The following is a 20319-nucleotide window of genomic DNA, read 5'->3' as shown; positions in this document are numbered from 1 at the left end:
GTGAAGATGGATCGTCAGGCTCAGTTTAGAGCAAGAGAAGCATTAATTTTTCAAGTCGCTGAGCAGTTGCTTTTGGAAAATGGTGAAGCAGGAATGACTTTGGATGCACTCGCAGCTGAGCTTGATCTTGCTAAAGGGACGCTCTATAAACATTTTCAAAGTAAAGATGAGCTATATATGTTGCTCATTGTGCGTAACGAGCGCATGTTATTGGAAATGATTAAAGATACAGAGAAGGCATTTCCTGAGCATTTGGCATTTTTTATGCTGCACCATCTACATCACCCCGAACGTGCGGTTTTATTCCATCAAATTGAAGAACGGCTATCTACTACAGGTGTAGGTATTTATCATTTGTTTACAGAGCTTTATCAAGTTCGTAAACAGCGCTTACGCTTAATTATTCGTATGACAGAAAGTTATTTAGAGTCAATTCACAGCAATATGATGGTGCGCGATTATTTGGCATCTATTTGGTCAATTACGCAAGGTGGTGCATCGATTTTAAACTCAAGTTTCTATCAACGTTATTTGGGCTGTCGAGATACTCTTCGGGTTGCACTGATTGATCAGGCCTTGTCCTTGCCAAAACATCAAGTGCGAATGGCTTCAGTACAAACAATGTAAGGTCATCATGAAACAAAAGACATCATTATCTCAGTTGCAGTCAGGTTTTACCCTCATTGAGTTGATGGTGGTGATTGTGATCATTGCAGTGGTTGCTTCATTGGTCGTGTTTAATGTTGAAGGTGTCGATCAGCGTAAAGCCATGCAAGCTAGAGAAGTGTTGATGCTTGATTTAAAACAGATTCAGCGTGAATCGAGTGATCAAGGACGCATTTATGCTTTAAAAATCAGTCCTGCTAGCGATGTTTCCGATTTTAAATACGCATTGGTAGAATATCACGACAAGACTGTTGATTTGGCGAATCCAAACAAACGTATGGCAAATGAAAAAAAATGGACTGAAGTACAGGATTTTTCAGTGCGAACTTTACCTAGTCGTGTGTCATTTAACATTACGGCGCAAGAGCATCAATTTAATAATGCTACGAATACCGATTTAATTGGACGCAATGCGCCCGATTTAATTTGGCTTGGCAATGGTGAAACCAAACCTGTTGCCATACAAATGTATTATGATCAAAAACCTGTCGGTGAGTTGATTCGTCTCGATTATTTGGGGCAAGTCAGTGATGAGCAACAATAACAACTCAATTGAGTCGATGCCATGAAAAAAAAGACAGGCTTTACCCTGATTGAAGTTGTGGTTGCACTCGCAATTTTTGCAATAGCGGCTATGGCGCTAACCAAGGTGGCAATGCAATATACTCAAGCCACATCAAATGCTATTTTACGTACCAAAGCGCAATTCGTTGCACAAAATGAAATTGCTCTCATGGAAATTAATAGAGAATGGTTGCAGGGAACCGCATCCAAGCAAATCACAGCGCAGGGTGAAACATGGCAAGTCGACAAAAAGGCTGAATCGACCATTAGTCCTGATGTTCAGCGTATCGAATTACAAGTCAGCCTTTTTAATACCGATCAGGGTAAAGTTGAAACAGGTGTCACAACATTGATTTTTTTTAACCACCCTGCAAAAGAAAAACAATCGTGAAAATTTACGCTACGTCACGAAAGGGCTTTACCCTTGTTGAATTGTTGGTTGCCATTGCTATTTTTGCGGTGCTTTCTGCATTGGGGTGGAAAGTTTTTGATTATTTGATTCAAGTTAAAGATCGTAATGCTGTGCATGAAGCTAATGTTGGTCAATTACAGCAAGCCTATCAGCAAATGCAACGCGATACTTTGCAACTTATGCCTGTGACGGCAAATATTGCAGGCGATGTACAACCTGCGCTTAGTTTGTCTAATCAACAATTCACTTTTAGTAAAGCAGGTGTTACTGATCCATTAAAACAAGGTCGATCTGCTTTTGAACGTATTGAATACCAATACAATGCACAAGATAAAAAAATATATCGTTTAAAATATAATAACTTGAATATGCTTCGAGCTGAACAGCCACTATCAGCAGTATTGCTGAGTGATGTTGATCAGTTTGAAGTCATGGCTATGAATCCGACGGAAATTAATCAATGGCCTGCAACAGCAATTGATGCCGAAAATTTACAATATCAACGATTACTTCCTCGGGGAGTTCGGGTACGTTTTACCATTCGTGAGATTGAATATGAATGGTTATTTAGTTTACTTAATACTGACTTCATTCTTCAGCAAGCCCAAAATAATCAGAATGGAGGAGGCTCAGGCAATCAGTCAAATAGTCAAAATGGGAATAATTCCCAACAAGGAAACGTGCAGCAAAATAATATGCAGAATGAGAGTGAGTAAATGAACTTAAAACGCACTCCTCCAATATATACTTTAAGTCATTCACAACGTGGTGTTGCGCTGATTACCATTTTAGTTATGGTGGCAATTGCAACGATTTTGGCGGCAACCATCGCTAAACGTCAAAAGCATACGGCTGAAAATACCGCTTATTTGATTCGACAAAATCAGGCATTACTGTATGCCAAAAGTGCCGAAGCCTTTGCATCTGAATTATTAGTACAAGACAGTGATAGCAGTGGTGGTGCGGACTATCTACAAGAAACATGGGCACAACCGATGCCGCCATTTCCTGTTGATGATGGTATGGTATCGGGTCGGATTGAAGATGAATCTGGAAAATTTAATCTCAATGACCTTGTAGGGGCTGATGGTACAACGGTAAATGATGATGCAAAAAAACTATTTGAACAATTGTTACGCCGTGTTGGTCTACCAGTAGAATTGAGTCAATCGACAATAGATTGGATAGATAGTGATGATTTGACTGTTGGTTCGATGGGGGCAGAAAGTAATTATTATCAAGGGTTATCACCGGGTTATACCTCTGCTAACGCACCCTTTAATGCAATTGAAGATCTGAAGCAAGTTCGTGGATTTGAAGGTGGAAATTATGATTTGATTGCACCTTATCTTTCGGCATTGCCTGCAACAACAGTTAAAATTAATATTAATACTGCACCATCATTATTGCTTGCAAGTTTAGATGAAAAATTGGACGTCAATACAGTTGCAACGGTATTGCAAGAAAAACAAAAAAAGATGGAACACTTTGCCAATGTCGGTGAGTTACTTGCTGTACAGCCTTTTGATAGCATGAGTGATGAAGGTAAAAATCTTGCCAATAAAATGCTCGATGTAAAATCGGATTATTTTAAAATTCAAGTTGAGGTGATATTGAGTAATCGAAAACGACAGCTCAGTAGCCATGTTTTTCGTAAAGATAAACAGGTGACTATTTATGCACGAAGTATGGCACCTTTTATTTTTCAGCCTTAAACTAACCCATTCACAAACGATTTTACTTTCTTATGAATCTGTAGGTTTTTCTCTCAAAGGTTGGAATATGGTATGTATATCTTCATGATGTATTTGACCTATAGTGCTGAACGGTAAAATTAATGCTCAGGCTCAGCATTTTGCTTTATAATTAAATTTCTTAACGTTTTGTTGAATGTACTGGCATATGTTAATTCGAAAGTTATTTAAGTTTGAAAATGCACACATTGTTCGTAATTGTACTTCTGACCGCTGTAAGCGCTCGATTCATGGGCATAGCTATAAGGTTGAATTGTTGCTAAAAGCTTCGAAGCTCGATCATGGTCAGATGGTGTACGATTTTGGTTTGTTGAAAGGTGTTATTAAGGATATTTTTGACAGTTTTGATCATGCCATTTGTTTTTGGCAAAATGATGATCCTGAATATATTCAGGCATGTAAAACATTCAGTGCGCGTTGGGTGGCTTTGCCTGTATCACCATCGGCAGAACAGTTTTCACGGATTTTCTTCTTTCTTGCACAAGAAGTGATGAAATCGACCATTACCCAAAATGGTGAAGGCGATGTTGAGGTGTATTCGGTCATTGTGCATGAAACGGATACAGGCTATGCACAAAGTTTTCAAGAAGATATTGAAAATGAGCAAATGGGTATTTTGACATTGGATCAAATTGTATTTTCAGAACAGGTACAGAACGAATGGGCTGATCCTGAAATGTATGGAAAATTACAACAAGGGATTCAATTTCAAAACCCTGAAGTAGATTTGCAAGTAAAAATTTAAAAATGGTTTGATTGAGAAGGGCTTGAGCTTTAGTCAAACTGTCGATTGTGAAGATAATTCACAAATATTGTAAAAGTAATAGTGGTATAGAGTAGACACATTGCGTTGTCGAGCGATAGATTTAGGATGAAAGATTAATGCTGCACACCGAGCAGGAGCTGAACAAATTAAGACAGATTCGATTGAATGAAAGTTGGAAAATCAGTCTAACAGAGTTTTTGTTGAGTCCGAAAATGGATCAGTTGCGTGAATTTCTGCTTGCGGAGAAAACTGCAGAGAAAACGATTTACCCACCAAATGCATTGATTTTTAATGCATTTAATACTACACCTTTAGAGCAAGTAAAAGTGGTGATTTTGGGACAAGATCCGTATCATGGTCCGAATCAGGCGCAAGGTTTAAGTTTTTCTGTACAAAAAGGACTTGCTTTACCACCATCTTTACGTAATATCTTTCACGAATTACATACCGATTTGGGTATTCCTGTATATAAAAATGGTGATTTGAGCAAGTGGGCACAACAGGGTGTTTTATTGCTAAATAGTGTATTAACCGTTGAAGCAGGGCAGCCAACATCACATCAAAAACAAGGTTGGGAAGATTTTACCGATACTGTAATTGATGTACTAAATGAGCAAAGAGAGAATATAGTCTTTATTTTATGGGGCGCATATGCTCAGCGTAAAGGACAACGCATCAATCAAAATAAACACTTAGTGTTAAAAGCAGCGCATCCATCTCCTTTGGCTGCAAACCGTGGTGGTTTTTTTGGTTGTAAACCATTCTCAAAATCAAATAATTATCTGAAACAACATGGCATTGAGCCAATTGACTGGCAGCTGGACGCATGACTAACACTCCCGAAATGAACGCTTATCATCCCGATTTGATTATTGAGGAATCTAAAAATGGATGGCGCATTGTTCGCCTGAACCGCCCAAAATCGTTGCATGCTTTGGATGAATCCATTGTTGCAGCATTGCTTAAACTGTTTGAGGACTATCATGTCGATCCGACAGTTAAAGCGATCTGGTTAGATTCGACGACACCGAAGGCATTTTGTGCGGGGGGGGATGTACGTAAATTACGTCAACTTGTGATTAATAATGAAGTTGATGTTGCAAATCAATTTTTTAAAACTGAATATGCACTTGATTTATTGTTACATAACTATGCGAAGCCAATTGTAGTCTGGGGTGAAGGTTATGTCATGGGTGGTGGTTTAGGTCTATTTATGGCTGCACCATTCCGCTTAGTGACACCTTACTCCCGTCTGGCAATGCCTGAAGTGAATATTGGTTTATATCCTGATGTTGGTGCAACACGTTTTCTTGCAGATCGTGGTCCGATTGGCTTATTTACGGGTTTGACAGGTTCAATTATGACTGCTGCTGGCGGTTATGGCATTGGTTGGGCGACGCATATTTGTGATGCACAGCGTGATATTGTATTACAAAAATTAATTGATATTGATTGGGGGCATTACCCTGCGGGTGATTTCCGTGCGCTAGATGACACGTTAAATGGTATGCATCGTCCTGTTTCACCAGGACCACTACAAAACTCATTGGACGTGATTCATAGCGTATGTCGTGGTGTGAACTTTGAAAGTGATTATGCTGCGATTATTGGTTTAAGTGATGCGCGTAGTGATTGGTTGCGTCAAGCGAGTGAAAACTTACAAAAAGGATCGCCAAGTACCGCCGCCATTACTTGGTTGTTGTGGCAGTGGGGTCGCCAAGTACATGCTTGGAATGAAGTTTTTGATCTTGAGGTACAAATTTCAGATTGGAAAATTCGACATCCTGATTTTGTTGAAGGTGTGCGCGCACGTCTTGTTGATAAAGACCTTTCACCTGAATGGGAGGAGGCAGAGTCAATGACCTTAAAAGGGATTCTGAGTAAAAACCCACCTGTGACCAATATTGAAAGTTGGAATGCACTGTTAAAGCAGTACGAAATTATTTGATGATTATAAATTTGATTACTCATAAGTAGTCAAATTTATTATATATGTTATGGAAAGTTTTATGTCTAAATTGCATGACTCACTCAATGAAGCATTAAGTGATCAGCAAAAAATAGATTTACAGTGGATGCAGCTTGCTTATGTGCAAGCTGCTGAGGCTGCTGAATCGGGAGAAATTCCTGTTGGTGCAGTGATTGTTAGTCAAGGACAGATCATTGGACAGGGGTTTAATAGCTCCATTTCGACTCATGATGCTACAGCACATGCGGAAATTTTGGCAATTCGCCAAGCATGTCAAAGCATTAAAAACTACCGTTTACCTAATGATGCTACACTCTACGTAACTCTTGAACCGTGTACCATGTGTGTCGGTGCGCTTATTCACTCTCGCATTCAACGTGTTGTTTTTTCTGCAACTGAACCGAAAGCAGGTTCATTGGTCAGCGCACGTCAATTGCTTAATTCAGGCTATTACAATCATGTATTTGAATTTGAAGGTGGTTGTATGCAGGACCAGTGTTCCGAACAACTTTCAAATTTCTTTAAAATGCGCCGTGAACAAAAAAAACAAGCCATACAGCTAAAAAAGTCATTAAATGACGCTACTGAATAATTTATTATATTGAAATTGACAATGAGTGTTGTCATAGTGTTCTAAACTTACACAACAATGGAAATAACAATGAATTCGATTCAAGTAAAACAAGAGTTTAATGCGCCTGTAGAACAGGTTTTCGATTTACTATCTAAACATGCAACTTATAATGTGGCATTTGCACCAATTCAAGTGGTGCGTGTGAAGGATTCAACTGATCCTGAACGTCCTGATGGTTTAGGTTCAATTCGTCGTATGGGTTTAGGACCGATCAAACCGATTCAAGAGCAAATTACCTTTGTTGATGTGAACAATCGCATTGAATATAAAATAATTAAAAATCCACTAATTAAACATCATATTGGGATTATTGAATTTACGCCATTAGGTGATCATAAAACCCGTGTTGATTATACGATTGAATTGCAAGCACGTGCGCCATTTGTCAGCAAATTAATACTTGCACAGTTAAAAGTAGCGATTACACTAGGTTTTAGAAAACTTGCAAAGTCTGTATAAACAGGAAATTCAATGACAATTCAAATTATTACCATCGATGGTCCAAGTGGTTCAGGAAAGGGAACATTGGCGGCACGATTGGCAGCGCATTATCAGTTTCATTTATTGGATTCGGGTGCTTTATATCGTCTACTTGGATTGTCATTACACCAACAAGGTTTACTTGAATCGCTAGATGATGCAGATGTACTCAAACAATGCGTTACAATTGCAACAAAACTTGACATCATCTTTGAAACAACAGAATCAGGTATCGTAACATTACTAGATGGTCAAGATGTAAGTCAAATCATTCGCACTGAACAAGTTGGTGAGTATGCATCAAAAGTCGCTGCTATTCCTGAACTTAGAGCGGCTCTAGTTGAACGCCAATTGGCTTTTGCACAAGCGCCAGGTTTAGTTGCAGATGGTCGTGATATGGCTACAGCGATTTTTCCACATGCACAAGTGAAGATTTATTTGACTGCTTCTGCGGAGTCTCGTGCAGCGCGACGAGTAAAACAGTTGCAGGGCATGGGGCTGAATGTTAAAATAAACGATATTTTAGAAAATATACAAACTCGGGATAAGCGGGATATGGAACGCACAGTCGCTCCATTGAAACCTGCGTCAGATGCATACATCATTGACAGTTCCGAAATTGGCATTGAAGAAGTCTTTAAAATGATGACTGAGTATGCCGATTCAAAATTTTCTAAATAAACTGTTTTTCAATTTTTAAAATCAGCAGATGCATAGCTTGATCAGTTCTTATAGGGACTATGTGGACGCTTAACTAAACCAGCCTTGTCTGATCCAAGACTGAAGACTTACTAGGTATATCATGACCGAATCTTTTGCAGCCCTCTTTGAAGAAAGCGAATTAAACCTCAACGTTGAAAAGGGTGCCGTTATCCAAGGTATCGTTGTTAGCATCGACTCTGATTGGGTTACTGTTGACACTGGCCTTAAATCTGAAGGCGTTGTTTCACGTGCTGAATTCTTAAATGAACAGCGTGAGCTTGAAGTTCAGGTTGGCGACACAGTTGATGTAGTTGTTGAAGCGCTTGACAACGGTATGGGTCAAACAGTTCTTTCTCGTGAAAAAGCGAAACGTGCTGAAACTTGGACTAAGCTTGAAAAAATCTTTGAAGACGGCGAAATCGTTACTGGTATTATTTCTGGTAAGGTTAAAGGCGGTTTCACTGTTGACATCGGTCCAGTACGTGCGTTCCTTCCTGGTTCACTTGTAGACACTCGTCCGATCCGTGATACAACTCACCTTGAAGGTAAAGAGTTAGAATTTAAAGTTATCAAACTTGATGCTAAACGTAACAATGTTGTTGTATCTCGTCGTGCAGTTATGGAAGCTGAATCATCAGCTGACCGTGAAGCTCTTCTTTCTCAATTGGAAGAAGGTCAAACTGTTACTGGTACAATTAAAAACCTTACTGACTACGGCGCATTCGTTGATCTTGGCGGTATTGATGGTCTTCTTCACATTACTGATATGGCTTGGAAACGCATCAAGCACCCTTCAGAAGTTGTTGAAGTTGGTCAAGAAGTTACTGTTAAAGTACTTAAATTTGACAAAGAACGTAACCGTGTTTCACTAGGTCTTAAACAACTTGGCGAAGATCCATGGTTAGCGATCATGAACCGTTATCCTAAAGGTTCTATCGTTAAAGCTCGTGTAACGAACTTAACTGATTACGGTTGTTTTGCTGAAATCGCTGAAGGCGTTGAAGGCTTAGTACACGTTTCAGAAATGGATCACACTAACAAAAACATCCACCCATCTAAAGTTGTTCAGATTGGTGATGAAGTTGATGTTATGGTTCTTGAAGTTGATGAAGAGCGTCGTCGTATTTCTCTTGGTATTAAACAAACTCGTGCTAACCCATGGGAAGAGTTCTCTAAAGACCACGATAAAGGCGAAAAAGTTTCTGGTACGATCAAATCTATCACTGACTTCGGTATCTTTATCGGTTTACCAGGCGGTATTGATGGTCTAGTTCACTTGTCTGATATTTCTTGGAACGAACAAGGCGAAGAAGCTATCCGTCGTTACAAGAAAGGTGACACAGTTGAAGCGGTTATCCTTTCAGTAGATGCTGAAGGCAACCGTATCAGCCTTGGTATCAAGCAAATGAACAACGATCCGTTCAATGACTTCCTTGCAACTAACGAACGTGGTGCGTTGGTTAAAGGTACAGTAACTGCAGTTGACGCTAAAGGCGCAACTATTAAGTTGGCTGACGAAGTTGAAGCTTCTTTGAAAGCATCTGAAATCAATCGCGATCGCGTTGAAGATGCAACTAAATTCTTAGAAGTTGGTCAAGAAGTTGAAGCGAAAATCATCAACGTTGATCGTAAATCTCGTTCTATCAACTTGTCTATCAAAGCGAAAGACGAAGCTGAAGAAAAAGAAGCAGTTGCTAACTTGAAAGCTCCAGTTGCTGCAAATGGTCAAGACAATGGTCCAAAAACTATTGGTGACTTGATCAAAGCGCAAATGGGTAACTAAGGTGTTGTAAAGAAGTATTATTTAATGTAATTAATTAATACTTTTTATACAAATACTGTAAAAGGTAGCGTAGTATTCGATGACTGCGCTACCTTTTTGTATTTAAAAAGGATATTATTTGTAGGTTGATAAATAGCATTAAAATTTATGAGGTTACCTATGACAAATGAAGCACTTAATAAGTCTGACTTAATAGAACGCATTGCGTTGAAAAACCCACATTTAGCAGAGCCTTTAGTTGAAGAAGCTGTTAAAATTATGATCGATCAAATGATTGCATCATTATCTGGCGATGATCGTATTGAGATTCGCGGATTTGGTAGCTTTGCATTACACCACCGTGACCCACGTGTTGGTCGTAATCCTAAAACAGGTAAATCTGTTGAAGTTGCTGCAAAAGCAGTTCCACATTTTAAGCCTGGTAAAGCACTACGTGATGCAGTAAACGAATCTGCCGATAAATAAAATTCGAATGGGGTGTCTATGCGCTATGTCTTGGTGTTACTGCTGATAGCAATTTTTGGCTATGCTTTAGCTTTGGTTTTACTTAATGGTACTGAACTAGCTGTAGATTTGTGGTTTACACAAGTTCCTGCTATGCGCTTAGGTTTATTGTTATTATTTACCTTAGTGATTGGCATTGTTCTTGGTCTGTTGTTGGGTGTTCAGGTTTTCCGTGTTTTTCAAAACAGTTGGGAAATTAAGCGTTTGCGCAAAGATATTGAGCATTTACGTAAAGAGCAGATTCAAAGTGCACAACAGGCTGCTGCTGAAGCTGCTGCAAATGTACGCCATGAAAAGACCGTATTGGATGTAAACCCTGAAAGTAAGAGTTCAAATCCTCTATAATACGCCTTGCTATTTCAAAAGAGACTTTACCTTATAGGTAAGGTCTTTTTTGTGCATATTAAATGAGTGGAAATATGCTGTGTAAATAATCGGAAAAGCTGAAAAGATTCATCCATGTTTTGCAGTGCTTGTCATACGCATTTATAATGCGGTAATTTTTAAGTGATGGAATTAAGAAACATGAGTGTTATTGTTGCTCTTGATGCAAAAAGCCAATATGACGCCTTAGCAATTGCTGAACAACTTGATCCATCCTTATGTCGTTTAAAAGTGGGTAAAGAACTTTTTACGCACGAAGGTTCATCTGTCGTTAAGGCACTGCATGATCGAGGTTTTGAGGTTTTTCTAGATCTTAAATTCCATGATATTCCAAATACAACTGCTCAAGCAGTATGTGCATCGGCAGATATGGGGGTATGGATGGTTAATGTTCATGCTTCTGGTGGTCGCAAGATGATGGAAACATGTGTAGAGCGTTTAAAAGCAGGAAACTATGCAACTCAATTGATTGCAGTAACTGTTTTAACTTCAATGGGTCGTGAAGATTTACGCGATATTGGTTTAGATATAGAGCCTTTTGAACAGGTTCAGCGTCTTGCAAAACTGACTCAAGACAGTGGTTTAGATGGTGTAGTGTGTTCAGCGCAAGAAGCGAAAATGTTGCGTGAAACTCTAGGACAAGATTTTGCTTTAGTGACACCAGGTATTCGTCCAGCGGGTTCAAGTGCGGATGATCAAAAACGTATTGTGACACCAAAGCAAGCTATGCTCGATGGTTCAACTCATTTAGTTATTGGTCGTCCAATTACACAGTCGGCTAATCCTGCACAAACATTAAAAGATATTCTTGCAACGCTATAATTTAAGCAATTGTGTAGAATCTACGTAAAAAACCTTTCAATCGAAAGGTTTTTTTATACCTTATGGATGCGTTTTACATTCCACTGAAAAGGTATGACTATGCGACTAGATCGTCTTGATTTGAATGCAAGTCTAGGGCAATTAGAAGCGTAAGAAAATTAAGAGAGCTAACAGAATCAACATGGTATAGCTTCCGATATTGCTTTCGAAGTCATTATCCAAATAGGTATTTCAGATACTATAGATCTAGGTAGTTCAATTTTAGATTTTTTGGGTGATTTGCTGAGTGGAATTGAAATTAACTTTTAGTCAATTTGAGGGTAGTATTTCAATGTATGAATGATTTAAAGCTACTTTTCTTTATATGTGATTACGTGGTAAAAAGTGTTTAAATTGAAAGTTTCATAAAATTAAAAAATTTTAAAGCAAAGTCAAACATAAATTTATAAGTTGGTATTTGTCGTTTCAGTAAATATTAAATTTTAGGAGGATAAAATGTCTTTAGGTGCAATCTATTTATGAGAAATGAGTTTATAAACACGATTCCCAGACTGAATGAACCTGAACGTATGGTATATGAGCTTTACCAGAAACACCGTAACACGACCAGTCGTGGGAATAAAAATTCTGCATTAGGCTGAATGTATGGTCACTAAAAAAATATAACTTTTGACATTTAAAATTTTTAAAGAGCCGCCAATACACTGACTGCAATTGGAGCAAGTACCGAAAGTATAAATCCACTGACCATGGCATGAGGAATAAAATCATTCCCACAAGCTTGTTTGACCATGGGTAATGTGACATCCATTGCAGTTGCACCTGCAGATGAAATAGCAGAACGAGGATAGCGCCAACCAATTATATACATAAATAAAATGGCAAAAATTTCTCTAAATAAATCATTGATTAAGGCAATACTACCAAGTTGAGAATTTTTGAGCTCTGTCACTACAATGCCAGTCATAGAATAAAAACCATAACCTTGAGAAAGCATAATTAAATCTTTGAGGCTAATGTCTTTGGTCATGAATGAAACAGCAATAGCACCTAGAATTGAACCAATAATACAGCCCACAGGCACGAGCATAATTTTCCAATTGAGCCATGAGCGATCAAGTGGAGAATAGGCTAAATCAAGACCAATTAAGATCATGTAAATTAACAATAAATTCCATGTACTGACATGTAGTGCATATTGATGATGATTGGCAAGCTCTGCTATTCCATAACCAATGGCAAGGGCAATGAATGCATAGCTAATATTAAGTAACGAGCCGACTAGTAATTCGGCAGAAACTTTACCTTGCGTTGGCTTATAGCCAATAGCTTTAAATAAAATATAGCAACATAAAAAAGCACCAATTGATGTTGCAAGTGCAATACTGATAGCATTACCTAAAATTTGTGCAGGGCTCGCAATACTATGCATTGTTTGCGAAAACTCTATTGCGATTGCAATGAGTAAAATATAGGTAAAATAAGGTAGGATTTTAAACGCAATTTTTTCGAGCCATTGAGGTACACGGCGTGCAAAAATAAATCCAAGAAATAAACAAAAAAGAAGTTGGAAAATAAGCCAAAGTGATTGCATGAAAATAGGCAAATAAAATTATTTGCCTATTATAGTCATTATTTAAGCTGCTTGTGAGCCTTTTACGGGCTGTTTTTGATTGCCTAAAAGCTGATAATCATTCAGGTTGGCTTTACGTGTTTTAAGCCAAAATTTCCATGTATAGGTTGGCCAAAGTGAAAAGTTTTTACCGCCATCTTGTTGATACCAACTGACACAGCCTGATTGCCATACCGTACCTTGGAGTTGTTGTTGTATAGATGTATTAAATTGATCTTGAACCTCAGGTTTAATCGTAACTGCTTGAATATGTGTTCTTTCAACCATTTGAATCAATTGTAAAATATAATTCACTTGTGATTCAATCATGAAAATCACTGAATTATGTCCAAGTACAGTATTTGGTCCCAATAGCTGAAATAAGTTTGGAAAATTTTTAGTGGTGATACCATAATAACTTTCTGCACCATCTTTCCATGCTTCTTTAAGTTCAAGACCATTTTCACCATAACATTCAAATGATTTTAAATAGATACGAGGGTCTGTAATAAAGCCTGTACCGTAAATAAGACAGTCAATTTCACGTTTTTGTCCATCTTTGAATATGATGCTATTTTCAGTAATTTCCTGAATTTGCTCTGTGACTAGCTCAACATTGGTACGGTTGAATGTTGGAAAATATTTATTCGAAATCAAAATACGTTTACAGCCCATAATGTAATCAGGGGTGAGTTTTTTGGCAATTTTTTTATTTTTAACCTGATATTTAATAAATATTTCGGCAAGTTTTTGACCGTATTTCATCATTTGTGGTTGAACAATTGGAACAACACGAGATTCATTTGACCAATATAAACGTGCACGATGTAGTTTGCGGAACCATTCAAATTTTTCGAAAAGTTTTTTATTTAAATCGTTATATGTGCGTTCATCTCTTGGAATGACCCAAGCAGCAGTTCTTTGTAAGACATACAAATTTTTAACTTTAGGTGCAATTTCAGGAATGTACTGGATCGCACTACCACCAGTACCAATTGAGGCAACATTTTTATCATTTAAGTTATATGTATGGTTCCAATGTGAAGAATGGAAGACTTCACCTTTAAATTTTTCGATGCCTTTAATATTTGGTATTTGTGGAACATGCAGTGGGCCTGATGCAAAAATAACAAATTGTGATTCAATGCTTGAGCCATCTTTAAGTTGAATAGCCCAGTTAAAATTCGTTTCACTATAGGTGGTTGAGATGACTTCTTGATTGAATTGAATATATTTTTTAAGATTAAATTGTTCAATTAAATCTTGGATGTAGTCAAAAATTTCAGGAGCCTCAGCATAGCGTTTAGACCAATTGGTTTTTGCTGCAAATGAGAGGGAGTACATATGTGATTGCACATCGCATGCTGCACCTGGATATTGATTTTCACGCCATGTACCACCGACATCATTGGCTTTTTCGAGAATAATAAAATCTTGAATTCCTGCTTGGAGTAAGCGAATTGCCATGGCTATGCCACCAAAACCTGCACCAATAATGGCGACACGTATTTTTTGTGATAGATCTTTGTTTTGAGTTTGGCGCGACATTAATTTTCATCCTGAACATTTATTGTACTTATTGCGTAGCATAATGTGGTTGGTCAAAAATGAATATGATTGTAAAGACGTAAAAATTGATATATTCGGCAATTTGCAATGAGGCTACTTTCGGGTAAAAATATGAGCTAACAATTTATTTTGATGAATTCTATGTCTAATAGAATGTCATTAATTGGAATACAGTTCAGCGTAGATTCAAGAGTTGCTTGAAATTTAATGAAACGATCCATTCTCGGTTTGATGTATTTGATTCAAGGTATGCGTAATGCAGGCATTGATGTCGATGCACGTTTAGCAAATATTGGTATTCAAGCCGATGCGATTGATATGGGTACGATTATTCATGCCGACCTAGAGTGGGATATTCTTAAAGCAATTGGGCATGATGTACGTCCAGAGATTGGATTATTCATTGGACAGCATTACGCACTGGCCGGTTACGGTCCTTTACTCATGTTGTTGGTGACTTGCGGTACGATTCAAGATGCCTTGAAAAGTGGTATTCGTTTTCAAGGTTTGACACATTTGTTTGGTCAATTGGCTTTGCTTGAAAAAAATCAAACACAGGGTGGGCGGGTTGCTTTGACTTATGTACCTGTTGATCTTGAAACGGATATGGGATTGCTTCGGGCACAATGTGAAATATCGGGAACATATAAATTTATTCTCGATATTTATCGGATGATGGGTTTATCTGCACCTGAAATTCGTGTGGAATTACCATTTTCTGCACCAAAAGATACGACTACACTTGAGGAATATTATGCCTACTATGGGCATGATTTGCATTTTTCAGCTGACTACGCAGTTTTTCAGCTGAATCAAGATGTATTGAATGTGCGAATTCCATCGGCAGATTTGATGACATTTCGAGTGTATGAAGATAAATGTATTGCTGAATTGGAGCGTTTAAACAATGATGTGTCACATCCGCATTCACTAATTCAGCATGTAATGGATTATTTAGAATTACAGCAAGGTGTAATTCCAAGTATGGCAGAAACGGCACATGCTTTGGATCTTGCAGAACGAACATTGCGTTATCAGTTGCAACAATTGGGCACAAGTTATAAAGAAATTCGTGAGCAATTGATTAAACATAAAGCACTGAAGTTGATGGAATACAACGAATATTCGATTGAAGCAATTGCAGACTTATTGGGTTATTCTGAACCTGCTGCATTCAATCATGCATTTAAACGATGGTTTGGACACAGCCCACGGCAGTATGCAAAACAGCCTAAGCTGAAAAAATAAAATGATCGTCTAAAGTTTTATTTATAGCTGTTCAATATCCGATATACTCCACTTGGACCAGAAAAAGTACCTAAGCCATATGTTAGATCAGAACACGACACACAGCACCTCATTTACTCCATTATCACCTGGTGAGCGTTATGCTCAGGCATTGTCTTCGGGGCAGTTTATGCCTGATGATGCACAGGCACAGGCAGTGCATGAGTTGGAGAGAGTTTGGCAGGAACTCCTTAACCGCTATAAAGCTTCTAAAAAAGCCTTTCGCCGTTTTCGCCGTCAAACTGCACCACGTGGTGTGTATATGTGGGGTGGTGTTGGGCGTGGTAAAACATGGTTAATGGATCAATTTTATGATTCTGTTCCATTTCGCCGTAAAACAAGGATGCATTTTCATCACTTTATGCAGTATGTTCATCGTGAGTTAAATAAGCTTTCAGGTCAGCGAAATCCATTAGATTTGGTTGCGGATCAGATTTATAAAGAAGCCGTTGTCATTTGTTTCGATGAATTTTTTGTTTCAAACGTCACAGATGCAATGATTTTAAGCGATTTATTCCAGAAATTATTTGATCGTGGCATCACGCTCATTGCGACATCAAATATTGCACCAGATGGTTTGTATCGAGATGGAATCCATCGTGATCGCTTTATTCCAACCATTGAATTGGTGAAGAAAAACTGCGTTGTTTTAAATGTAGATGCAGGTGTTGATTATCGCTTACGTGTGTTAAAACAGGCACAATTGTTTAAGACTCCACTTAGTGATGATAATAAAGTGTGGATGGCACAACGTTTTTCAGCATTAACTGCATCACAAAAAGTTTCTGAAGAACCAATTATGATTAATAATCGTGTGGTTGAAACATTAGGACATACAGAAGATATTCTATGGTGTGATTTCCGTGAGTTATGTATGAAGCCGCGTAGCCCATCCGATTTTATTGAAATTGCAAATATTTATAATACGATTTTGGTGAGTAATGTTCCACATCTCACGGACTTACTATCAGAAGGGACACGCCGTTTTATTTATATGGTAGATGAGTTTTATGACCGAGGTGTTAAATTATTACTTACTTCGGAAGATTCGATTATTAATATTTATGAAGGTGAGCGACTTGCTTTTGAGATTGAACGAACTCGTTCTCGACTTTTGGAAATGCAGTCAGATGAATACTTGCAAGAAGCACATCGTTTGATTAACGATAACAGCGAACTTCAAGTTGAATCATAATATTTAGATGTAAAACGATAGCACTCTTCGGAGTGCTTTTTTGATTGTAAAATTTAATAGAATAATTCAGTAGATAGGTCGACTTTTTGTTGCATTCATGGCTTAATCTTTGAGCGTTGAGTGGAAAATGAAATGAAAAAAGCGTGAAAATTATTCATTTCAGCACTTAAGTCTAATATGGACATTTTAAAAACTTTATACACTGTAAAAGAGTATTTAGCTTGGTGATAATGTTGCTTTTCTGAGTGTCATTTTTTAAATATATGAGTACATTTACTTTATTTAAAATGATCACTATTTAGGAAAGTTATAGTACTATTCAGCTAAATATAATTCGGTATACTAGAAACTCTTGTTATAAAAAATAGCAATATCAGGAAAGACAATGACTGTACGTATTCAAAAAGGTAAGTTAGCGATTGCTAAAGAACTCTATGATTTCATAGAAAATGAAGCTTTACCGGGTTCAGGTTTAAACAGTGATACCTACTGGAAAAACTTTGAACAGGTTGTTGTCGATCTTAGTCCTAAGAACAAGACATTACTTGCGAAGCGTGATGATCTTCAGGCTAAAATTGATGAATGGCACCGTAATAATAAATTTGAACTTCAAGCTTACAAAGCTTTCCTTATTGAAATTGGCTACTTACTACCTGAAGTAGAAGATTTCCAAATCAGCACAGAAAATGTAGATGAAGAAATTTCATTGCTTGCTGGTGCGCAACTTGTAGTACCTGTGCGTAATGCACGTTATTGCTTGAATGCTGCAAACGCGCGTTGGGGATCACTCTACGATGCACTTTACGGTTTTGACGTGATCCCAGAAGAGGGTGGTGCAGAAAAAGGTAAAGGTTATAACCCTGTACGTGGCGAAAAAGTTATTGCATTTGCTAAAAATTTCTTAAATGGAACATTCCCACTTGTCGCAGGTTCGCATGCAGATGCGACCAAATATGCGGTGGAAAGTAAAAAATTAGTTGTAAGCTTGAAAGATGGCTCTACAACAACACTTGCAAAAGAAGCACAATTTGTTGGCTTTAATGGTGATGAAGCTGCACCTGTTGAAATTGTTCTATTGAACAATGGTTTGCACGTTATCATTGAAGTGGATGCAACAAGCCCGATTGGTCAAACTGATGCTGCAGGCGTTAAAGACTTGGTTCTTGAAGCCGCTGTAACGACTATTCAAGATTTAGAAGATTCAATTGCAGCAGTAGATGCAGAAGAGAAAGTTGAAGGCTACCGTAACTGGTTAGGTCTAATGAAAGGTGATTTAACTGAGTCTATCGTGAAAAACGGTAAAACAGTTACGCGTACTTTAAACAAAGACCGTACGCACAAAAACCTTATTGGCGGTGAAACGAAACTTCATGGTCGTTCATTGATGCTTCTTCGTAATGTAGGTCATTTGATGACGAATCCTGCGATTCTTGTAGATGGTGCTGAAATCTACGAAGGAATCATGGATGCGTTAATTACACCGTTATTGTCTTTCGCTGACATTAAAGGTCAGAACGAAAATCATAACTCTCGTAAAGGTTCGATGTATATCGTTAAACCGAAAATGCATGGCCCTGAAGAAGTTGCTTTTGCTGTTGAATTGTTTGAGCGTTCTGAGCACGCTCTTGGTTTACCTGCGAAGACACTTAAAATCGGTATTATGGATGAAGAGCGTCGTACATCTGTAAACTTGAAAAATTGTATCGCGCAAGCGAAAGACCGTACTATCTTCATTAATACTGGTTTCATGGATCGTACTGGTGACGAAATTCATACCTTTATGGAAGCAGGTCCATTCGTTCGTAAAGGCGAAGTGAAAGCGCAAACTTGGTTCCCAGCGTACGAAAACCGTAACGTAATGATTGGTCTTAAAGCTGGTTTACGTGGTAAAGCGCAAATTGGTAAAGGCATGTGGCCAAAACCAGATTTATTGCTTGATATGTATAATACCAAAATTGAACATCCTGAAGCGGGTGCAAGCTGTGCTTGGGTGCCATCACCATCAGGTGCAGTGATTCATGCGATTCATTACCATCAATGTAATGTTTCTGAGCGCCAAAAAGAGCTTTTACAAACAGAAGCTTTACCTTTAGATGACTTATTAACACCGCCATTGGCGACCGATACAAATTGGTCTGATGAAGAAAAAACTAAAGAGCTTGAAAATAATCTTCAAGGTATCTTAGGTTATGTTGTTCGTTGGGTAGATTTAGGTGTAGGTTGTTCTAAAGTTCCAGATATCAATAATGTTGGTTTAATGGAAGATCGTGCAACATTACGTATTTCTTCTCAGCATGTTGCAAACTGGTTGCGTCACGGTATTGTAACCAAAGAACAAGTAGAAGAAGTAATGCAACGTATGGCGACTATTGTTGATGGTCAAAATGCGGATGATCCTTTATATACACCAATGGGTCCAGCATTTAATTGTTATGCTTATGATGCAGCTTATGATTTAGTATTCAAAGGTGCAGAGCAGCCATCAGGTTATACAGAGCCATTGTTACATGCTTACCGTTTAAAGTTAAAAGGGTATACAGGCGACTAATTTGAGTTGTTGTATCTTTAATAAATAAAAAAACCTCTTCGGAGGTTTTTTTATTTCGTTTACATTAAAGGAAATAAAAAACTGCTTTTAATCCTGGTTGATTTAAAGCAGTTTTGGTCAAACATTTATATGCTTGTTTTAATGTGCAAGATTTTTAAAAATATGTTTTAACGATTCCATCATTTTTTCAATTTGTAATGGTGTTAAGCCTTCAAATGATTGTTCAAGTACAACACTCATGAGATCATTGATTTTCTCAGTCATTTTTTTGCCTGAATCTGTCAAATGTACACGAGTAATACGTGCATCTTCGGTGCATGAATAGGTGTCAACAAAACCTTCATCTTTCAAACGATACACGATTTTTGTAGTGGTCGACATTTTAGACACAATCATATCTGAAAGATCGGAAACACTCGCATGTGGCTTTGCATTGAGAGCAAGTAGCAAGCGACGGCGAGAGTTATCAACGCCATATTTTTTCAAAGCATGATCTACATTTAAAACGTATTGTGCATGCACTTGCGTTACCCAATAAAATGGAAATTCTTCCAAATTAAATTCGTCTGATGTAGGTAAAAATTTCGAGTACTTCTTAGACATTCTTAAATCCCATTTTTTTAATTATCGTCTGATCGCTATATTACTTATATTATTTGAAATTAGAT

The 20319-nt window shown here is 37.8% G+C and carries 21 protein-coding genes; 18 read left to right on the top strand and 3 right to left on the bottom strand.

Going from position 1 to position 20319, the window contains the following annotated elements; translation table 11 throughout:
- Nucleotides 1–6: 6 nt before the first annotated feature.
- From ACK1JC_RS09220 to pyrF, 15 genes are all read left to right on the top strand, one after another.
- Nucleotides 7–627, top strand: a complete 621-nt coding sequence (locus ACK1JC_RS09220; protein ID WP_409511576.1) for a TetR/AcrR family transcriptional regulator — start codon at nt 7–9, stop codon at nt 625–627.
- A 7-nt stretch (nt 628–634) separates the two neighbouring features.
- Entirely contained in the window at nt 635–1210 is a 576-nt protein-coding gene (locus ACK1JC_RS09215) for a prepilin-type N-terminal cleavage/methylation domain-containing protein (protein ID WP_409511575.1), read from the top strand.
- 21 nt (nt 1211–1231) lie between these two features.
- On the top strand, nt 1232–1621 hold the full coding sequence (gene gspI, locus ACK1JC_RS09210) for a type II secretion system minor pseudopilin GspI (RefSeq protein ID WP_409511574.1): 390 nt from the start codon (nt 1232–1234) through the stop codon (nt 1619–1621).
- Nucleotides 1618–2358: a type II secretion system minor pseudopilin GspJ gene (gene gspJ, locus ACK1JC_RS09205; RefSeq protein ID WP_409511573.1), complete on the top strand. Its 741-nt coding sequence runs from the start codon at nt 1618–1620 to the stop codon at nt 2356–2358. The genes gspI and gspJ overlap by 4 nt, the downstream gene beginning before the upstream one ends.
- A complete protein-coding gene (gene gspK, locus ACK1JC_RS09200; protein WP_409511572.1) occupies nt 2359–3357 on the top strand; it encodes a type II secretion system minor pseudopilin GspK in 999 nt (332 codons plus the stop codon).
- A 187-nt stretch (nt 3358–3544) separates the two neighbouring features.
- A complete protein-coding gene (locus ACK1JC_RS09195) occupies nt 3545–4141 on the top strand; it encodes a 6-pyruvoyl trahydropterin synthase family protein (protein WP_409511571.1) in 597 nt (198 codons plus the stop codon).
- A gap of 137 nt (nt 4142–4278) precedes the next feature.
- A complete protein-coding gene (gene ung / locus ACK1JC_RS09190) occupies nt 4279–4992 on the top strand; it encodes a uracil-DNA glycosylase (protein WP_409511570.1) in 714 nt (237 codons plus the stop codon).
- On the top strand, nt 4989–6110 hold the full coding sequence (locus tag ACK1JC_RS09185) for an enoyl-CoA hydratase/isomerase family protein (protein ID WP_409511569.1): 1122 nt from the start codon (nt 4989–4991) through the stop codon (nt 6108–6110). Before ung ends, ACK1JC_RS09185 begins: the two co-directional genes overlap by 4 nt.
- Nucleotides 6111–6171: 61 nt before the next feature.
- Nucleotides 6172–6723 carry a tRNA adenosine(34) deaminase TadA gene (tadA, locus tag ACK1JC_RS09180; RefSeq protein ID WP_409511568.1) on the top strand — a complete coding sequence of 184 codons (552 nt, stop codon included), beginning with the start codon at nt 6172–6174 and terminating at the stop codon, nt 6721–6723.
- A 69-nt stretch (nt 6724–6792) separates the two neighbouring features.
- Complete coding sequence (locus tag ACK1JC_RS09175; RefSeq protein ID WP_409511567.1) at nt 6793–7224, top strand: SRPBCC family protein; 432 nt, start codon at nt 6793–6795, stop codon at nt 7222–7224.
- Nucleotides 7225–7236: 12 nt separating this feature from the next.
- On the top strand, nt 7237–7926 hold the full coding sequence (gene cmk / locus ACK1JC_RS09170) for a (d)CMP kinase (RefSeq protein WP_409511566.1): 690 nt from the start codon (nt 7237–7239) through the stop codon (nt 7924–7926).
- A 121-nt stretch (nt 7927–8047) separates the two neighbouring features.
- A complete protein-coding gene (rpsA, locus tag ACK1JC_RS09165) occupies nt 8048–9730 on the top strand; it encodes a 30S ribosomal protein S1 (protein WP_409511565.1) in 1683 nt (560 codons plus the stop codon).
- A 159-nt stretch (nt 9731–9889) separates the two neighbouring features.
- Nucleotides 9890–10195: an integration host factor subunit beta gene (locus ACK1JC_RS09160; protein WP_409511564.1), complete on the top strand. Its 306-nt coding sequence runs from the start codon at nt 9890–9892 to the stop codon at nt 10193–10195.
- Nucleotides 10196–10213: 18 nt separating this feature from the next.
- Nucleotides 10214–10579, top strand: coding sequence for a lipopolysaccharide assembly protein LapA domain-containing protein (locus ACK1JC_RS09155; protein ID WP_409511563.1), 366 nt, complete (start codon nt 10214–10216; stop codon nt 10577–10579).
- 180 nt (nt 10580–10759) lie between these two features.
- Nucleotides 10760–11440, top strand: coding sequence for an orotidine-5'-phosphate decarboxylase (pyrF, locus tag ACK1JC_RS09150; protein ID WP_409511562.1), 681 nt, complete (start codon nt 10760–10762; stop codon nt 11438–11440).
- A 685-nt stretch (nt 11441–12125) separates the two neighbouring features.
- On the opposite strand, the gene ACK1JC_RS09145 is transcribed toward pyrF, so the two are convergent.
- Both ACK1JC_RS09145 and ACK1JC_RS09140 read right to left on the bottom strand, forming a co-directional pair.
- The gene (locus ACK1JC_RS09145) at nt 12126–13034 is read right to left on the bottom strand and encodes a lysine exporter LysO family protein (protein ID WP_409511561.1); all 909 of its coding nucleotides are present in this window, start codon (nt 13032–13034) and stop codon (nt 12126–12128) included.
- Nucleotides 13035–13076: 42 nt separating this feature from the next.
- Nucleotides 13077–14600 carry a flavin-containing monooxygenase gene (locus ACK1JC_RS09140; protein ID WP_409511560.1) on the bottom strand — a complete coding sequence of 508 codons (1524 nt, stop codon included), beginning with the start codon at nt 14598–14600 and terminating at the stop codon, nt 13077–13079.
- Between the two features lie 228 nt (nt 14601–14828).
- On the opposite strand from ACK1JC_RS09140, the gene ACK1JC_RS09135 reads away from it, so the two are divergent.
- From ACK1JC_RS09135 to ACK1JC_RS09125, 3 genes are all read left to right on the top strand, one after another.
- Nucleotides 14829–15869: a helix-turn-helix domain-containing protein gene (locus ACK1JC_RS09135; RefSeq protein ID WP_409511559.1), complete on the top strand. Its 1041-nt coding sequence runs from the start codon at nt 14829–14831 to the stop codon at nt 15867–15869.
- Between the two features lie 79 nt (nt 15870–15948).
- Nucleotides 15949–17103: a cell division protein ZapE gene (zapE, locus tag ACK1JC_RS09130; RefSeq protein WP_409511558.1), complete on the top strand. Its 1155-nt coding sequence runs from the start codon at nt 15949–15951 to the stop codon at nt 17101–17103.
- A 385-nt stretch (nt 17104–17488) separates the two neighbouring features.
- The gene (locus ACK1JC_RS09125) at nt 17489–19651 is read left to right on the top strand and encodes a malate synthase G (RefSeq protein WP_409511557.1); all 2163 of its coding nucleotides are present in this window, start codon (nt 17489–17491) and stop codon (nt 19649–19651) included.
- A gap of 138 nt (nt 19652–19789) precedes the next feature.
- Here the strand turns inward: ACK1JC_RS09125 and ACK1JC_RS09120 are convergent, their stop codons facing one another.
- On the bottom strand, nt 19790–20254 hold the full coding sequence (locus ACK1JC_RS09120) for a MarR family winged helix-turn-helix transcriptional regulator (RefSeq protein WP_409511556.1): 465 nt from the start codon (nt 20252–20254) through the stop codon (nt 19790–19792).
- Between the last annotated feature and the right edge of the window lie 65 nt (nt 20255–20319).

The organism is Acinetobacter sp. TY2 (assembly GCF_046269225.1).
In the GTDB taxonomy this organism is placed as follows: Bacteria; Pseudomonadota; Gammaproteobacteria; order Pseudomonadales; family Moraxellaceae; genus Acinetobacter.
Note: the sequence above shows the minus strand (reverse complement) of the source record. Positions and strands in the feature narration are given on the sequence as shown.

Coding starts and splice junctions, on each gene's coding strand:
- ACK1JC_RS09220 (WP_409511576.1), top strand. CDS start 7: ATGGATCGTCAGGCTCAGTTTAGAGCAAGAGAAGCATTAATTTTTCAA.
- ACK1JC_RS09215 (WP_409511575.1), top strand. CDS start 635: ATGAAACAAAAGACATCATTATCTCAGTTGCAGTCAGGTTTTACCCTC.
- gspI (WP_409511574.1), top strand. CDS start 1,232: ATGAAAAAAAAGACAGGCTTTACCCTGATTGAAGTTGTGGTTGCACTC.
- gspK (WP_409511572.1), top strand. CDS start 2,359: ATGAACTTAAAACGCACTCCTCCAATATATACTTTAAGTCATTCACAA.
- ACK1JC_RS09195 (WP_409511571.1), top strand. CDS start 3,545: ATGTTAATTCGAAAGTTATTTAAGTTTGAAAATGCACACATTGTTCGT.
- ung (WP_409511570.1), top strand. CDS start 4,279: ATGCTGCACACCGAGCAGGAGCTGAACAAATTAAGACAGATTCGATTG.
- ACK1JC_RS09185 (WP_409511569.1), top strand. CDS start 4,989: ATGACTAACACTCCCGAAATGAACGCTTATCATCCCGATTTGATTATT.
- tadA (WP_409511568.1), top strand. CDS start 6,172: ATGTCTAAATTGCATGACTCACTCAATGAAGCATTAAGTGATCAGCAA.
- ACK1JC_RS09175 (WP_409511567.1), top strand. CDS start 6,793: ATGAATTCGATTCAAGTAAAACAAGAGTTTAATGCGCCTGTAGAACAG.
- cmk (WP_409511566.1), top strand. CDS start 7,237: ATGACAATTCAAATTATTACCATCGATGGTCCAAGTGGTTCAGGAAAG.
- rpsA (WP_409511565.1), top strand. CDS start 8,048: ATGACCGAATCTTTTGCAGCCCTCTTTGAAGAAAGCGAATTAAACCTC.
- ACK1JC_RS09160 (WP_409511564.1), top strand. CDS start 9,890: ATGACAAATGAAGCACTTAATAAGTCTGACTTAATAGAACGCATTGCG.
- ACK1JC_RS09155 (WP_409511563.1), top strand. CDS start 10,214: ATGCGCTATGTCTTGGTGTTACTGCTGATAGCAATTTTTGGCTATGCT.
- pyrF (WP_409511562.1), top strand. CDS start 10,760: ATGAGTGTTATTGTTGCTCTTGATGCAAAAAGCCAATATGACGCCTTA.
- ACK1JC_RS09145 (WP_409511561.1), bottom strand. CDS start 13,034: ATGCAATCACTTTGGCTTATTTTCCAACTTCTTTTTTGTTTATTTCTT.
- ACK1JC_RS09140 (WP_409511560.1), bottom strand. CDS start 14,600: ATGTCGCGCCAAACTCAAAACAAAGATCTATCACAAAAAATACGTGTC.
- ACK1JC_RS09135 (WP_409511559.1), top strand. CDS start 14,829: ATGAAACGATCCATTCTCGGTTTGATGTATTTGATTCAAGGTATGCGT.
- zapE (WP_409511558.1), top strand. CDS start 15,949: ATGTTAGATCAGAACACGACACACAGCACCTCATTTACTCCATTATCA.
- ACK1JC_RS09125 (WP_409511557.1), top strand. CDS start 17,489: ATGACTGTACGTATTCAAAAAGGTAAGTTAGCGATTGCTAAAGAACTC.
- ACK1JC_RS09120 (WP_409511556.1), bottom strand. CDS start 20,254: ATGTCTAAGAAGTACTCGAAATTTTTACCTACATCAGACGAATTTAAT.